This is a genomic window from Photobacterium kagoshimensis, from assembly GCF_050337045.1.
Taxonomy (GTDB): Bacteria; Pseudomonadota; Gammaproteobacteria; order Enterobacterales; family Vibrionaceae; genus Photobacterium; species Photobacterium kagoshimensis.
This window is the reverse complement of the sequence record NZ_JAKJSO010000011.1, coordinates 263876-281457: the sequence shown is the minus strand read 5'-3', so window position 1 is coordinate 281457 and position 17582 is coordinate 263876. Positions and strand designations below refer to the sequence as shown.

At 39.4% G+C, this 17582-nt stretch carries 9 protein-coding genes and 1 pseudogene; 5 read left to right on the top strand and 5 right to left on the bottom strand.

Annotated features, from left to right (window positions below; translation table 11 throughout):
- Positions 1-118: 118 nt before the first annotated feature.
- Positions 119-757 (bottom strand): helix-turn-helix domain-containing protein, encoded by a 639-nt coding sequence (locus tag L4C35_RS09000; protein ID WP_428462567.1) that lies wholly within the window; start codon positions 755-757, stop codon positions 119-121.
- A gap of 548 nt (positions 758-1305) precedes the next feature.
- On the opposite strand from L4C35_RS09000, the gene dptF reads away from it, so the two are divergent.
- The 5 genes and pseudogenes from dptF (at position 1306) to L4C35_RS08975 (ending at position 11750) form a co-directional block, all read left to right on the top strand.
- Positions 1306-2901, top strand: a complete 1596-nt coding sequence (dptF, locus tag L4C35_RS08995; protein ID WP_428462566.1) for a DNA phosphorothioation-dependent restriction protein DptF — start codon at positions 1306-1308, stop codon at positions 2899-2901.
- A 1-nt stretch (position 2902) separates the two neighbouring features.
- Positions 2903-4243: a DNA phosphorothioation-dependent restriction protein DptG gene (gene dptG / locus L4C35_RS08990; RefSeq protein WP_428462565.1), complete on the top strand. Its 1341-nt coding sequence runs from the start codon at positions 2903-2905 to the stop codon at positions 4241-4243.
- Positions 4224-9311 (top strand): DNA phosphorothioation-dependent restriction protein DptH, encoded by a 5088-nt coding sequence (dptH, locus tag L4C35_RS08985; RefSeq protein WP_428462564.1) that lies wholly within the window; start codon positions 4224-4226, stop codon positions 9309-9311. The genes dptG and dptH overlap by 20 nt, the downstream gene beginning before the upstream one ends.
- 116 nt (positions 9312-9427) lie before the next feature.
- A pseudogene (locus tag L4C35_RS08980) lies at positions 9428-9604 on the top strand (phosphorothioated DNA-binding restriction endonuclease family protein); the annotation flags it as partial.
- 298 nt (positions 9605-9902) lie between these two features.
- Entirely contained in the window at positions 9903-11750 is a 1848-nt protein-coding gene (locus tag L4C35_RS08975) for an ATP-binding protein (RefSeq protein WP_428462563.1), read from the top strand.
- 309 nt (positions 11751-12059) lie between these two features.
- On the opposite strand, the gene dndE is transcribed toward L4C35_RS08975, so the two are convergent.
- The 4 genes from dndE to dndB are packed head-to-tail and all read right to left on the bottom strand — an operon-like array spanning position 12060 to position 17530.
- Positions 12060-12410, bottom strand: coding sequence for a DNA sulfur modification protein DndE (gene dndE, locus L4C35_RS08970; protein ID WP_428462562.1), 351 nt, complete (start codon positions 12408-12410; stop codon positions 12060-12062).
- Position 12411: 1 nt separating this feature from the next.
- Positions 12412-14421, bottom strand: coding sequence for a DNA sulfur modification protein DndD (dndD, locus tag L4C35_RS08965; protein ID WP_428462561.1), 2010 nt, complete (start codon positions 14419-14421; stop codon positions 12412-12414).
- Complete coding sequence (locus tag L4C35_RS08960) at positions 14422-16428, bottom strand: DNA phosphorothioation system sulfurtransferase DndC (protein ID WP_428462560.1); 2007 nt, start codon at positions 16426-16428, stop codon at positions 14422-14424.
- Positions 16421-17530 (bottom strand): DNA sulfur modification protein DndB, encoded by a 1110-nt coding sequence (gene dndB / locus L4C35_RS08955; protein WP_372021047.1) that lies wholly within the window; start codon positions 17528-17530, stop codon positions 16421-16423. The genes L4C35_RS08960 and dndB overlap by 8 nt, the downstream gene beginning before the upstream one ends.
- Positions 17531-17582: the final 52 nt, after the last annotated feature.

The window sequence follows — 17582 nt, the reverse complement described above, 5'->3', positions numbered from 1 at the left end:
CTATCTACAAAATCTATAACGCAGTTATCATTGATTTTAACCAGCAAGAACGATCAGTTACTTAGTTAGATTGGTATCATAGCGCCTATTTAACTGAGCAGGATAGTCGAATTATAGATTAACGATCGTAAGCCCAATCTGACTGAATAATGTAACCATGAATTTGGAACTCATCATTGTTCACAAATAGGTTAGGGAAGTCAGGTTGTGACGTCGAGAACACCACACCGTCTGCAAGTTGTGTCATGTGGTAGAAATCAGGTTCGCTGCCACGTACCGAAGCAAACACAGGTTGCTTAGGGCGGTAGCTGGCGGTGCGGGTTGCTAATGCATAGCTGCCTACTGGCGCACAAAGCGAGATATTTTCGTTATCGACAAACAGGCCCAGGCACTCATCACGATCTAGGTGAGCGGGGATTGCACGTTTGCTAACAACATCCACCGTTGCGCCTTGGCGAAACGAAGAGAAATCTTTACGGTGAATAACCGGAATGTAAGTGGCGGTAGAACCTTGGCTTACTTCGTTGTTAATGGTCGTTGTTGCTTGCGTGCCTGTGTCCACTTGGCCTGTTAGCAAGTAACTGATCGACGTGTTTAGCGTTGTCGCAATGGTTTCTAGCTCGCGCACTTCAATGCCGTATTTACCCGATAGTTTACGGCTCATGGTACCTTGCTGAAGGCTTAATGCTTCACCAAGTTGTTTTTGGCTAATGCCTTGAATTTTAGCTAATCGCTTAATTCTGTCTAAATATTCCATAATTTAGCTTCCTGCTCACTGTAGATTGGAATGCAAAAGGCATTCTTAAAAGTCATAACTTATTTTACTGATAACAAAATCAAAGGAATTATTGAGGTATAAAAAGTGCGATGGGTTTCGTTAAAGGAATATATTTCAAAAAGGTTATGGGTAAAAAAAGGGACAAAATTCGAGTTAAGAAATAAGCATGAGTCAAAAATGCGTCATTTTAGCGAGTGTTTTGGGAGGGAGGTCATGCTTTGGGTGTGCTTCTGGAGTTGAAATATATTCTTTATGTGATATCAAGTTGCATTATGACTCACCGCTCATAGTTTTGTTATGCGCTTTGTTGCTTTTTGTGACAAAAGTGACTTTCGTATAGCGTATATTGGGCAATTATTCCGAAATAAATTGTTTGTAATTAAATCTTGTTTTTACTCGAAAATTGTCGACTTTCACACATAAATACAGCAATTATGCGTTGAGCATTTGACTCGTTACATTGCAATGTTTTGATTGTAAACATATGATCACGCTTCACTCTTCCTTGATTGAATCGAGACCTCGTTTTGAATTTAGCACAAGCCCTCAGCATACTCTCGAAATCTTCACCCTATGCGGTAAGTACTGAGCGAGAACAAAGCCAAGATCTTTTATCGACATATAAAGAACATATATACATTGAAACTGACATAGAAGCAGATTTTAAGAAGGCGCTGACATCAGCTAAGCCGAATGAAATTATCTTTCTGTGTGGTAGCAGTGGTGACGGTAAGTCGGAAATTCTTACTCGTTATAGCCATGCATTTAAGTCGACAAGAGACTTTCACTTAGATGCCACTCATAGCTTTAACCCTAGCCAAACGGCGATTCAAGCGTTAGATGATCGATTTGCGAAATTCAAAGGAAATGATAAACCATTAGTTGTGGGTATCAACATTGGTATGTTGGGTAACTATGCTGAGGAAGGTGCTAGCCAACATAATGATGTAAAAGAGGCTATAAAGGCCTTTTTGTCTAATAACGAAGTCGAAATCCCAGCTAACTATAAGTTTTTGGACTTTGAACAATACCCTAAATTTACCCTCAGCCATGAGGGATGCACCTCTGACTTTGCTGCTAAATTTTTATCGCGCCTTACAGAGCCAACCCTCGATAATCCATTTTATGCGCTCTACGATAGTGAAGTGAAGAAGGTGGGGCATACGCCACTCACGGCTAACTTTGCTTTGCTCGGCTTAGAATCGGTTCAGAAAAATATTGTTTCCTTGTTACTTAAGGCTCGCTTGATTAAAGATCAGTTCTTAACCGCTCGTGCTTTACTGGATTTTATCTTTCAGTTATTAGCTATGGATAAGTATCTGTTTGATAACTTATTCTCTGGTTCAGATAATGAGCTTTTAACACATATAAAGAGCTTTGATCCTAGCAATATTCATACTCGTAGAGTGGATGAGTTTGTCCTACAGTTTGGTCTTGGCATTGAAGACGATGGCTTTTCCATCCTAAAAGAGCAAGTCAAAGCACTTGGTGTTTTCGACGTTTCCACGGCTTCTTCATATTTACGCATGGTGTATCTGCTTAAAGATGAAGCGAAGTTTGAAAACGAATACGTTAATGGCTTAAAAGCCGACTTTGAAAATACACTGATTAATCAATACGCATCTTTTTGGTTGTTGCATAAAGAGTTTGATGGCTCTGGTCGCCAGAAAAAAGAGTTAAACAAATTCTATAAAGATACTTTGATATCTGCCATTCATCGTTATTGTAATCGTAATGCGCCTCTTCTTGATAAAGATGCTTATTTCATTTCTGAATACAATGGTTTTAAAACAGCCGCTGAATTGGAAGTTAAGCCTGATTTCAATGCAATAAAAATGAACGGCGTCAGCAAAATCGGGGCTTTTAATGCTTATGTCCAGGTGGATGGGCAGTCACTGTTACCTATGCCAATTAGCATTAACTTATTGGAATTACTCGATAAGATTAACCAAGGCTATCGCCCTAATAAGCATGATAAGAATGCCGTGTTGTTGCTTGATGAAGTGATTGAACAAATCATCACTGTTGCGAATGAAAAAGATACTTTATTTATTTTGAAAAGCGAGAAACGCTACAAAATCGTAAATGAAGATGACGAGTACTTTGAAGTGAGTGGTATCTAAGATGTCGATGGATAAGTTTGTAACCCCTTTTAGCCCTGAACTACCCACTCAATCCGATAAGGTAGCGAGTATCAATAGCTTAAATAGCTACTTTCCTATTCGGACAAATGAAAAACCTTTTGATTGGGATGCAGTTATTGGCCTTCTCCTTCAAGGAGTGTTACGAAAGAAAATAGGTAAATACACAATTGATCTTTTTGAAGCAGATTGTCATAAAGTATTTGAAGATAAGTTAGGAGAAGAGGCTTTTTGGGAAGTCTTACGCGAGATGTACTTTGCAAAGAAGGATATCCTCAGGACTAGCCCAGAAATGTTGCTTTTTAAAGCTCATAAAGATGAATGCTCTCCAGTTGATGAGCGTGTAGCAAAAATGTTTGCCAATCTATTAATGAACTTGCAAGTTCAGAGCTTTAATACAAAGTCTAATTTTATTGAAAGGGAATTCTTATCTGTTCTTAATGGAAAATTAGAAAATGGTAAGCTAGAACCTCAGACTGAAATCCCATACCTTCCTGAGCTAACAGATGCTTTTCGTGAAGATTTTAAATTTTTATCTAAACGTCCAAAGTATTTACAAAGTGAGTTTGAGAATTTTCTTTCTTTTTATGCGTTCACATATACAGCTCAGTTAAGTTTATCGCTACCTGACTGGCGAACAGGACAAGAGCCTACAGCGAAGCCTCTCTACTTTATTATGGATCATGAACGGGCAAGTAAAGAGCGAACGCATATAAAAAACCATGGTTATCAGTTAATTAGCGAATCATTTGTTCGTATATTTCCAATGTTAACAATGTTAGAGATGCTTCAGCCTTGTAAAGGTGGGGAAGAAACACTAAAAGTCCCACTTTGGGAAATTTCACGCCGTATTCAACACTCTAATTTTGAAGACTTGGAAGATAAGTTGAAGCAATTTGCTTATGCCTTTAAAAATAAGCGCGGCTTGCATGCGGAAATGAAAAATGCCAACTCAGCATTAGATTGGCTAGGTAATGCGCTTTATTTAGCTGAAGCGCAATTTAAGTCAGGTGGTAAAAAAGGATTGGATGAAAAGTATGCTAGCTCTGTAGAGAAAATCATGGCAGCTCCTTTTATTCAAAGCCGAGGACGTAGTGGCCGAGTACTGGTTCTGAACCAAGATTACATTATTTTATTAACCAACCTTGTTGTTGGAGAAAAGGACAAACTCCGTTTCCACGAACTTATCGCAGCATTCAAACTTCGCGGTATTTTTGTCGATAAACAAACCGAACAAGAACTAATTAAATTCTATGAGCGCATCGGTAACGTTGAGCGTATGAGTGATAGTGGAGACGCAGTTTATGTCCGTAAAACAATTTGAGGCTTTTCTGGTAGAGCAGTTTTTAGCCAATGCCGAAACACATATTGAAGCTGGTTTCCGCTATCAGTTTAAATCACCAGATAGCGATAACAGCCTGCGTCTATATGCTGCAATGTTAGCGCATTCTCACGCGAGTATCGAAGCAATAAATGGTATTGAGTTGCCTTTTATTGAATCAGCTGGATGTAAAATTGTGCCAGTGATCCACACTGAAGATCCCAGTGTGCACCAAGGCTTTACTGAGAACTATATTTCTCATTTACGTGATGAAGTTGCAAGTCAATCAGGTTATTTAAAAGGTTGTGCCCTGGTTGTTATTCACAATAGCTTGCTTGATACATTGATCAACTCAGCGGAAGATTTAGCGCAAGCAGATCAAGTTTGGAGCCCATCTAAAATAAAGCAAGCACTTCAAGGTCTTATCGATCAGCAAGATAAAGGCAAAGATGTATCTTACTGCCTGCTTGATGATTGGTTTGATGCGATCCTTGAAGATGGTGCCACCATGTTTGGCTTTGATCCTTTGTATAACGCGGTTGAAGATGGTGATTTGCGCTTTAATGAACTCGATATGTTTGAAGATCCGCTTGTCGCAGAGATGAGTGGTAATCCTAAGCAAATCAAGAAGCGCCTTGAAGAAAATCGTTTGCTTTATGCAGAGCTTTCATTTGAAGTTGAGCACTTTGGTGATCAGCTGCAAGATCGCTTGAAGTCATTTGGTGAGAAGTTTATTAAAGAACATTTTGCAGAAACGGATGCGTGGAAAGACCTTGAATTTGAAGCATTCCTGCAGGAGAAAAAGCGCAATGCTCAGCAGCAGCTCGTTCTTGAAGAGGAGCAAGCTAGCGACGGTATGACAATTACTGCTCGTAACCGTGCCGAGACCAAAGCGGGCATGCGAGACCGCCACTTAATCATTGAGCTAGATGAAGGCGTGAATGAGTTTGAACTGAAGCTGATCTTCCAAGGTGCGAGTAATCTAGAGAAAAGCCAATTCAAAATTCAGCCAGCAAAAGCGCTTAATAACGAAGAAGTAATTACTACACTTAACGGTCTGAAAACGACACGAGCTAGCTTAAAAGGTACTTATAAGCATGAGCCGCTGTTCTTTAACTTGGCTTTGAAGCGTGAGAACAAATCTGAAGTGTATAACTTCCGTTGCTTGGTGGTCCGAAAGGGCGAGTTCTACATTGAGCCGTTTAAAAATATCTTCTTGGTAGAGCCTGCACCAGCTAAGCAGCGCTTAACCTTGAATATGGAAGAGAACAAACTGCAAATCAGAGCCAACGAAGGTAGCGCATGTTCACTGCTTGATGCTAAGCAGGTTGTTGATGTAGCTGACTACTCTATAGTGGATTTTGAAGCGCTAGCTAATGAAGCTGATGAAATTGATTTTGCAGTAAAATCGGGTGATAACCAGCTTAAATTTAACGTTGAGGGTGCAGTAGCGACTGATTCATTGAGCCTACCTTTGCTGCTCAATAGAGGCCGTTATCACAAGCTATTTAAAGACGAATACAACGGCGAGTTTTATTCTCAAAAAGGCAAAGTAGGCATAGATAATAGCGAGTTCGTTGTACCAGGCGTTCGCTTAAAACTACTTCGCTGGGAAGAAGAGTTCATTAACCAGAGAGTCGTGTCTATTGCAGATTCAGATTCGGTTAAGCTCGATGACCTGCTAGCGATTGATGACGCTATTCACTCTTCTTACGTTGATCTTTTTGATTACCTTGAGCAGCGCCGCAGTACGCCTTCATTGGCATCTTGGGGAGATGAGTTTACAGCGCTTGTCCAAAACACGGTTGACGCTTGTTTAGCATATTTTGAAGCGATCCCAACGGGTAGCATGCTGACGAAAGAGCAAAAATCAGCGCTGAAAATCGGTTTAGTACAGTCTGAAGGTGAAGAGTTCTACTCACCTTTCCACCCTCTTATTTTGGCTTACTACCTTAACCTAAGAAATGCGATTTGTGATGACCATAGTTTTTCAAAGCTTCCGGATGTCACTTTCGAGCGCTTGTCACCAAAAGGCTTGTTGCCATACGTTTACCATCCAAAGCATGAGTTCTCTTATAACCAGCAGGTGAAAGAGAACGCGTTCTGGATCAAGAGCGTGCCTCAAGAGAAAAGCTCTTTGACCTTCGTTCGTAAGTTAGTAAAAGAGAAAATCGACGAGTTCCAAACTGCATTCAGCCAACTGTTCACTGGCTCTGAGAAGAGCATTATCGTTAATGCGGTGAACCAAGACAGCGCTGAAGAACTATTCATGGGGCTGGTGGACTACATTCGCAGTAACCAAGAGCAGTCAGCATCGATTCATATCAACTTATATGACGATAAATTAGCGTTTAACGCGTTCGACCGATTCGCAGAAACAGCTAATTACGATGAATTGAAAGAGTGGCTAGAACTGAACAAAGGTAAAGTGCGTGAGGTTGCCGATACCATTATCGATATTCTTCGTACTCGCCTAACTTACAGTAAGTTCACCAATGCTCAGGCAGAAAAAGACGGCCAGTCTTACGCGCATCTTTCTTTCTTCCGTAATAATGATAAAGTTGATTGTTCAGATATTGCGATTGAAGACATGGCATCAGGTATTGCATGTGATGGTCTACTAACGGGTGACGCATCTGAAAGTAAATCAGGCTCGTACTTTACGGGCTTTGGCTTGAAGGGAACGGATTACCAAGACCACCCACACTTGATGATGGCGAAATATGTCGGTGCTCTATTAAAGCCAGCGCTGAAGCCAAATACTCAATATCATGGTGCGAATGCGGTTGCCCTAGCAGTCAGTGAAGACTTTAAAGGTCTACTGGAACGTTCATATGACAGCTCTATCTGGACGACCATTATTGATCCTAAGGTGACGCTGGACTTCTTCCACAGTAATGAAGACGTGGTACTGATTCATTATTCAGATCAGTACACCAGCTCTTCAAGCTACGATGCGATTACCGTAACGGCACAGCGTGGTTTGTTTGAAAAGGTTATCAAGCAAGGCGATGGCGGCCAAATCAATGAATTCAATGCGTTCAATGGTGATTGGCTGCTAAAAATGATGACTTGCGCGCCAACGATCAACAAAGAGCGTAAAGGTGTGATTGGTGCCTATAAGTTTGTGACTAGCCTAGTGCATGATTCAGACATTACATGGGTTCCGTTGTCTGTTGCTGAGATGATCCGTGTATCGGGTAATATTGGCCTGAAAATGTCCGACAGCGAGTTCTCCCGTAATGTTCAAGGGTACAAGAAAGGCGAGATTTCTGACGACGTACTACTGGTTGGCTTCAAAGGCCAAGACATGTACCTGCTACCTGTCGAAGTGAAAACAGGCTCGGTACCTAACTACAACAAAGCCGTTAAACAGTCGAAAGAACTACTACGTTACTTAAGCCAAGACTTGCTAGGTAATAACGACCTAGCGAGCAAGCTTTACCGTGGTCTGTTTATGCGCCAAGTATTAATGCAAGTCGACAAGTATCGTTTGTACAAGGTGTTTGCTGATAATTACTTCGACACTTTGCTTGCAAGCAAAGAAGAGTGGTTAAGAGGCGACTATTCACTAGGCCAAATTGCAGAGTACCCAGAAGGCTTTGTCGTTAGCCACCTTGAAGGTGCAGGCTGCTTACAACCCGACTACCAAATGATGGAAGGGGTGTTAAAAGTCGATCTACCAATGGGGCTGCTTCCACGCTTGGTGGAAACACCGCTGCAAGAGGTATTGAATGGGCTAGATGTCGTACAACTTTGTCATGTTCCAAGTGAGTATGTGCTGAATGGTGAAACTCGATTAGAGCAATTAGCCGAAGCTGTGCCACAACCACCTGTGGTGGTATCTGATGAGCCTGAAAGTCCAGAGTCAGTTGAACCTGTAGAGCCTGCTGTTGAAGAGGATCCTACGCCAGTCGTTGAAGCGTTGAAGGCTGAGTCTAACAGCAACCTAAACGTGCTATTTGGCCACAATGCGCTAACACAAGCACCATTGAATTGGGAGCCAACCAATACCGCCAAATTCATGAATACCAATACCGGTATTATCGGCACTATGGGTACAGGCAAAACACAGTTTACTAAGTCGGTGATCACACAGCTTTATCGCAACCAAGCTGATAATGTTGGAAGCTCGCCTATTGGTATGTTGATCTTCGACTATAAAGAAGATTATGTTGATTCAAACTTTTTGAATGAGACTAAAGCTCAAAGAGTCACTTTAGATCGATTACCGTTTAACCCGTTAAGTTTAGTTGGGGATAAGCCTAAGCTTCCTGTCCATACGGCGAGTTCATTTGCAAATACCATGGCAAAAGCATTTCGACTTGGTCCTAAACAACAAATGAAATTGAAGAATTTGGTCATTGAAGCTTATGAGGCAAAAGGTATTGACCGTTCAGACTCTTCTACGTGGAATATTCCTGCGCCAACAATCTCAGATGTGTGGGATATTTTTCTAGATCAAGAAAAAGTAGATGAAGACCTTCTTTATGTGGCATTAGACAGTCTTGTATCTTATGAAATTTTTGAACCTGATTCGAATAAAGTCAAAAGTTTGTTTGATTTACTAAATGGTATCACTGTTGTCGAGCTGAAAGGAAATGATGAGTCTGTCCAAAATCTTGTAGTCGCACTTACGCTAGATCTTTTCTACTCACAGATGCAAAAGACAGGTAAGCCAGAAGTACAGGGTGACTTCCGCCAAATTACTAAGATGATTTTGGTGGATGAAGCAGATAACTTCATGTCTCAGAACTTCCCTAGTTTGCGTAAGATCTTGAAGGAAGGTCGTGAGTATGGCGTGGGTGTTATCCTTTCTACCCAAGATATTACGCACTTCCAAACAGGTGAGAACGACTACTCAAGCTATGTGCTGACATGGGTAATTCACCGCGTTGCGAAGATTCGCCCACAAGAGCTAAAAGCCATGTTTGGTGTTAATGAAAAAGCTGAGCAAGAGAAGCTCATGGAAACCATCAATAAGCTAGAGAAGCACTACAGCTTATATATTGATGGAGCGAAGAAGATCGTCAAGATGCGAGATAAGGCATTTTGGGAGTTACTTCAGTAAATCATTGATTTACTGAATAAAAAGCACCTTTTTAGGTGCTTTTTTGTTATCTAGATCATGTGTAATGAAATTTGTGTATGTATAATTAGCCAGTCTTAACGGTAAATATGGGCATCATGGAATTATTAGGAAAAATACAGACGGTATCTCGTTGGCGACGAGGCGGCCAGTGTGCTCCCCATAAGCCGTTGATGCTTTTTTATGCTCTGTCTGAGTATAAAAAAGGGCATGAGCGACTTTTTCATTTCGAAAGTGAAGTTGATCAACAGATACAAGAGTTGTTGATTCAGTATTGATCTTCTTGTAAAGCTAATCGTCCTGAGTACCCATTGGGGAACTTTGTATATGTAAATGGTTCATTTTGCTAAATCAATAATGGTACGTGGTTGTTTGTAATAGCGGAAATCCATGTCTGGTGTAAGGCCAACAAAATAAGTTGATGGAATCCATCATTAAGCTAGAGAGCGGCAATAAAGTTATACACCAATGAAACCAAAAAGATGCTTAAAATGCGAGAAAAGTATTTGATAGCGATGAAATGTGTTTAGCTATAACAAATAAATGTCATGTAAATAAAATAAAGGGTAGATAATGAGTGGATTACTCGCAAAGGAATTATTAACTCAAGAGCTGGGTAGTGTTAAATCTAACATTGAAAGGATAATATCTAGTTATCGACATATTTGGGATATATATACAGAGCTTCTACAAAACTCAGGTGATGCCATTTTAGAGAAACACTCTGTCTTAGAGAAGGGTGTTATTGACCTATCTATTGATACAGTCAAAAGAACACTTGAAATAAGAGACAATGGCATTGGTATATCTCATGATGATATGCATAAAATACTAGTAACGGGTAAATCATTAAAAAGAGACTCGGGTAATGGAAAGTTTGGTTTTATGGGCTTTGGTTTTACCTTTGTTGCCTTTCAATCTTGCTTTCTAAAAATAGAATCTGTTCATGACGGCGTTTATGCCACAAGAACATACAAGAATTTGTATAAGTTTATATTTGATGATTATGAACTACCTTTGTCTGACGAAGAAGTTACCGGAGTAAAAAGCTTAGAAAGTACTGATGAGTCATATACAAAGATAGTGGTTCAATTTCCTCAAGAATTCCCCATCGAAGAAGTGGAAGCTTCATTGAAAAGCGCTTTTGAAATTCCTTTATGTCAAAAGTCTTTAGAGGTGATGCTAAGAACAAAAACTATAGTTGGAAGTTTGGATGTACTATTTGACCGCTCTAAGTTATTCAACTTCAACTTAACAGTTAATGGTTCTTCGATACCTGTCACTACCGGTTATCTATCTGGTCGTGAAGTATCCAAAAGAGCATTGAAAGATGAAGTGCAATTTTATGATATAGATACATACGAAAATTTCATAACAGCAACAGATGCTTTACCTGAGTCTTCAAAAGACATCTCTAGGCGTGCCAATATGCTGGATGCAAAAATTGAAAATATAGAAATAGGGTCAAGAAATAAACTTGTTGCTGATTTCTATATATCGGCAACAAGCAAAACTAATCTGACAAATTTCATGTCAGATAAAGAAAGTAACTATATCGAAGTTGAACATGGGCTTTGGTTGAGTATTTGTGGGATGCCTATAGGTATATGCTTGGATAGTTATGAGCATGCGTCAATGTTGCCATATACTGTAATAGTAGATATTAAAAATGATTCTTTGAGAAAGGATCTTGATGCAGGCCGAAAAGGGCTAAGTAGTTATCGACAAAAACAAATTGTAGAAGCTGCTTCAGAACTACTTTTAAAGTATAACTTTAGAAAATACAAAAAGTACATTACTGGAGCTTTTGATAGTAGAGTTAAGGATCCAACTTATGATCCTTTAGAGGAACTAAAAGTAAAGTATAAATCTAAAACTAGATATGATATAGATTTATTAAGCCCATACTTTCCATTACTTGAAGAACAGGAGGTTATTAGTACATTTATTGACCTTTGTTCGAAAAATATATTGTCTGGTTATTGTATTAAGGCTTTGTCCGGTTTCCAAGTTTATGATGCGATTTTAGATTATAGTCTGGAGTTTTCTGAATCAATTATATATGGTGAAGATAACACTATTGGTATATCTAAGGAAGTCCTTGCTCATTCTAGTAATTTAATTACGAAGAAAGATATATTGGTTGAATTTAAGATAGATATTGATGGTCTATTTAAAGATATTGATAGAAATAAAAAAGATGTTTCACATGTTAATGTTTTAGTTTGTTGGGATGCTAAATTCTGTAATGCAGAAAAATATTTAAGAGAAAGAGGGGATGTATTAAGGGTGAAAGATTCTTCTTTAAACATATATCACGGCGTTACACATGAGTTAGTCATTGCTGGAAGAAGTCAGCCATTACCCATTATTGAGTTAAACAAAGTAATTCAACAAACGTATGGAATATTTAGAAGTTAAGTTTCAATAAATAATAGCAGTTTATAACATGATTAATGTAATTATAAACTGCTATAAATTTTCTGATTCATAGACACCCGTTCAAATATTCTGGATGTATCTGACCAGAGAAATAGAAGTAACCTGCTACAAGTATGAAGCTTTCGTTGTACCGTTCAAAAATTCATAGATAGGATTAATATGGAAAAGAACTACCACAACATTAATGGTTTATAGTCTCAGTTTTAGGAAGGATTAGATGACAACAAGCTTAACCTGATAGCAAGCTATAAAAAGAGGTCACTATCAGATTAAACTTGGTTATGAGCGTTACAAGTTATTTGTAAAATCGAGCAGATTCTTATGATTTCTCAGCGCGGCAATCCCATCTTCAACATGCGCAGCCCATGCAGCCATAGTTTCTTTATCATCAAGGTCTGGGTAATTTTGTTTTAAAACTAGTTCTGTAACTAACTGTGTATCACCCAACCAAGTCACTTTATCAAGCACTAAACTACCATCGAGTTTTTTTGCTGTTTCAGCCGAATACTTAAATCCCGATTCAACAGAGCGGAAAAAAGCAATCCGTGAAGATACGTTAGGAGATATACCTGTATACCCCTTGAGTTTCTTCAATTGCTCTTCAGTTGTTTTTGATAAATTCATTCTATTAGGTAGCATCTTAATTTACCTCTGCAACTGTTTTTGTGTTCTGTTCCCAGAAGTAGCCTTCTTTCACTCTTGATGATTTGGTTGAACCATCAAACTGAATTTCAAAGGCATGAGAAATACTGAACTTGAAGTCAGAGCAATTAAAGTAGCTCTCATCAATCTCTGTATCAGTAGAAAGAATAATGACTTGATGGCTTGCTTCAGGGAAATAATGCTTAATAAGTTTATCTCGGTGTTTAGAATCTAAGCGGCCTAACGGTGTATCAATAATGATTGGTAATTGATTGCCGGAAGTACGGCCTAGCGCTTCCAGAATCGAGATAGCATAGATCTGTTTCTCACCTGCCGAGAGTGCTTTACGGCTTATTGTGTGGCCTTTTTCGTCAATCAACTCAACATCAAATGATTTCGTATTGATACGAGCCGATAGCTGTAAATCTTCTTTACGTGCTAGTTTCTGGTAGCTTTTAATAAACTCAGATTCAAGTTGTTTAACACGCACCTGTGTTAATTTTTCACTAAAATCGGCTAACATTATGTGTGCATTTTGGGCGTTAGCTAACGAAGCTTCTGCATTGTGCGCTACTTTATGTTTATCGTGCAGCTTTTGAATTTTACGTGCTAATTCAATTGCTTCACGGTACTTGCGTTTTGCATCTTCAGTCGTTGCTTTGTGCTCTAAAATTGCTTCAGTGCGTTTTTTTGTTAAAGATTTAATAGCGTGTAGCTGTGACTCAACTTGTTCTTGCTCAGGTGCGCGGGCAATATTGACAGAAAGGCTTGCTATTTCTTCTTCAACGATGCTTAAGCGTTTACGAGCAACATCAAAACGCGTGAACGATTCTGGTGCCTGAACGTTGACTTGAGAGTAAATCTGATTGAATTCACGATCGGAGATATCAAGTGAAATATCAGTCTCTTGTTGTGAAGCGCTACGCTCATTTAAGCAATCTTGAATGGTTTCTAATGCTGTATCCGAGTTAGCTAGGCGAAGGCTGAGCTGTTGGCTCAATTCTTTCATGAACCCTTTTAATTCAGTATTAAAGCTATGTACTTGCTTAGCAGATTTTTCTGCTTCAAGCTGATCAAATAGGCTTGTTAGTACTGTTGGTGCAAAGGAATAGGGAAGGTTTCCTTCAATTTCAGCGCGAAGTACTTTTTCTAACTCTTTACGTTCAGCTTCAAGTTCATTTTGCTTCGCTTTTTCTTGCTCTCGGCTACTTGCCCATGCACCACCACGGCTAGATAGTTCACCTTCGGCTTTATCGATATCAGCAGCAATTAGATCAATCTTTGCTTTACAAAGTACGGCTTCATTTGCCATTGCTTTAGCTGCGTTTTCCGCATCTACACGCTCATTCTCTAATTTTTCAATTTGAGATTTGATATTTGCAGGCATGGCAGCTGCATCGTTACGCTTTAAGTAAATCGCTAAATCGTTTCGCAGGCGCTCAACGACATCGATACCTAATAAACGTCTAACGGCTGTTTGTAGAACTTCCCCTGATTCATCTTCAGCAAGTTCTGCGATTTTCTCTCCATCAAAGAAGAATAAGTCAGCAATGCCTGAAGGAATGAGTTCATTAAGGAAACTCTGACATTGGTCGTAGTTCATTTGGCTTAGTTCTTCAGAGTCTTTCTCAAGAACTAAGCGATCTTTTTGGCCTTTTGACCAACCACGGGTAACTCTATATTCACTTTCAATACCGTTTTGGCTATGAGTAAATATAAGCTCGATAGAAGATTTCCCCTCACTAATTCCTACGCCTTTATGGATCAAAGCATCTAGTTGAGCTTGGTATTCTGCGGATGTCATGCCTCGACCAAAGGCAGCACGGCCATAAAGAGCAACACGAACAGCTGTTAGAATGGATGTTTTACCTGCGCCATTTAGACCGCCAAATAAAATTATTGGCGCTGGGGCATCATGGTATTCGCGGTTCTTTCGTGGCGCGAGGTCAATTTCATGAACACCACGAAATACGCGGAAGTTATTTACAACAAGGCTTTTAATGATCATTTATAGTTCCACCTTGGCTATACGATCCAGTTTGGCAATTTCTTCTTCATAGTGCTGTATTTGCCTTTTATGAATATCAAACTCAGCTTTACTCTGTAATTGTGCACGTCTTTCTTTTATATCTTCGAGTGAACCCCAGTCTCTCTTCAATAAACTACCTATTTTATCAAAGACCCCAGTGCGTCGGCTTAACCCCTCAAGAGAGACTTCAAGATCTAACAGCTTTTGAATCATTTCTGGCGCAATATTATGCTCAGCACCTAATTGTTGTAGGATCTGAGCTTCTACTTCACCAAAACTATTATTATCGTTAACCACCCAATCGAGATCTTTATTATAAACATCACGATAAATTTGGGGTAAAGAGTCAGCCCAATCAGGTTCGTTAGGGTCATTTAGCCATTCTTGACGAATAGCGTGGAGCTCAGGTTTTGTCACCAAGGTAACTTGATAGCCTGACTCATTAAATGTTTTTTCATGAGTTAGTAACTCTTTAAGCCATTGTTTACGGTACTTGAACCAATAAGGTCCAGGAATATATCTGAACCAACTCCATTGCTTACTATCAGAATTGTAAGTAGCCTCTTCAGATAAAACTCCATTTTCACTAATTATGACGGATTTTTTATTCTCTGAGATCTTAACTTCTTGATCTTTGAAAAGTTCAAGATCTATTGTTAAGTTATCTAAATCAAATTCAGAATCTACATTATTAATGTCAATATTAGCTTTATCTTCAAAGTCTTGAAGCATTAACATTTTTCTTATGTAGTCAACAACATCTCCTGCTGACTGAATTTTCTTATCAAGCTTTGAATCTTGGTAGTGTATGTTCCCAGACCTTCTTTTGAAGTTCCGAAAAATATCTTTATTAGATCGTTTATTAGTTTCAGCTAATTTATTTCTAAAATCTAATAACGGGCGCATCCACTCTTCACCGTTTTGGATCAAGCTTTCCATTGCACGGTCTTTTGTGACGACAGTACAAGTCCAGCAACCAAAACGTGAATTACCACAGGACGGTGTACTGTCATCAATAACCATAGGACATTCACCTTGGTCGGAAGAATCTTTGTACAAATTCCAGAGTGTTAGGTTTTTGCTACCCCATGGGTTTTCCCATTCAAGATCATAGTCATTTGACCATTTTTTACCGATACCCATCGGTGAAATAGTGACCTCTAAGCTACACGAGCGTAGAACTTTCCAGACATCATCCATGCTCCAAGTATCAATTGGCGTATAGATAAATGCGTTAGCTAAAGTTGTATGACGAGCTAATCGAGAATTCTCAATTTTATGTTTAGCGATAACTTGTGCACGCGATGCACTCTCTTGACTTCGAGAACCAAGTACAACAATAACCTCATCGAATTGAGCCACCTTGTCGGTAATAAAATCACTGACAGGATCAATTTTCATTCGCTCTGTACACCAGCGAAAACTTTTTGTTGGTGCAGGGTACCCCTTACCGAGTAGGCAAGACCAAAATGTTTCATGAGGTTTAGGTAATACTTTATGTGTCGTTATAGGTAGTCCATCACGACGGGCCTGATTACCAATAGACTCTAGTGACTTATTGACATGATCAACAACCAAAGGTGTCTCTACCAGCGTATCCGAGGCTACAACATAAACTTGCTTAGTGCGTTTCGTTTTATCTAAAGCAAGTAATGCTAAATAGATTAGTGTGACGACAGCTGAGGAGTCTTTACCACCGCTGTACCCAATAACCCACGGACGATTATCTGCACAGTAAACAGCTTGGATATCATCAATAAAGTGTTTAAGTACAAAGCCTTCATGCTTGTCGTGTTCACGTTGTAGCTCACGGCATAGGTTGGTACTGCTTACATTTCTTAATTCTTCATCTAAACCAGCGTAATGGGCTAACTTTTCAGGTAAAGATTCATGATTGCTGTAGCGTTTAAAGCCCGCAAAATATTCATTTTCGATGTATTCAATCTGTTCTTCGTCCAGACCATCGGCTTGATACAACTCAGCCATTTGAAGCCTCATTACTTGTAATATGTTGGTTTTCTAACGCTCTTTCATCGGGAGTTAGCGGTAGTGATAAAGCCTGCTTTAGCGCATTGGTAGTTAGCATGATATTGGTTGAAGCTTTGCTTAACTTGCCATGTAACATACTGCGATTCGCCCAGCTTGGATTAGATTTACGCCAATCGACATTTTTAAGCTGTTTTATGGTTTCTTGCCAGTCGGTCGGTTGGGCTGTGATTAAAGCACAACCAAGCGCTCCTAATGCATGAAGACCTACACCATGTGCATGGATGTAATCTTGGCGAAATTGTGATGGAGAAAGTTCTTTATTTAGAACCATTTGCCATTCTGGAGTCGCATTATAAACAGACTGCCAATAAGCATTTGCTAATGATTTTTCTTCTTCAGAAAAGCCATCTTTGCCTGTTTTACCAAGTAGTGCTTTATTCGCTTGTTTTAGGCTGCTTAATGTAAAAAGCTTTCCACTTTTTGAACTGATGCTGGATTTCTCCATTTCAGTAAAGCCTTTAAAGGGCGCGATATGCTGTGCTTGATAGCGTGCGAGCTCTGAGCTTTCATCACGGTGATCGTATAACGCACCAAGTGAAGGACTTGGTTTTACTGCATATTTGTTTAGATCTGCAAACATTTGCTGGCTACGTTTTAAACCTTCGTCGACAAAAAACAGCACAGGAATATTATCGTGAGCTAAATCTGGGTTTTCTTTTAGTGCAGCTTCAATAGCAGCACGACGATGTTGACCGTCGTTTATCAGAATCTGAGCATCCATAGGTACCTTTAATGTACCTAAATTCGGCGTGTTAACTTCATTGTTTTCAATAAATGAAACAGTTGACGCGACGGACACGGTTAAGGCTGAAAATACATAATCTTTAGGGTTTTCAACTAAGTATCTGACCATTTCAGGGATTCTAGATTTATTTAGGGTTCGTTGCGCTCTTAATTCTGGCGGAACTTCATCCTCATCAAAGACAAAAATCTTTGGAATGGTACTTAGTGGGCAGGTCGCAATGTAGAAAGGTTTTCCTGCTTGAAGGCCTCTTATCGCGGGAAAAGAGAAGCAGTATCCATCTTGTGCTTTATTCATAAATCACTCCTAACGTTAAATATGACGTTAATTTATTGTAGTTCACGTCAAA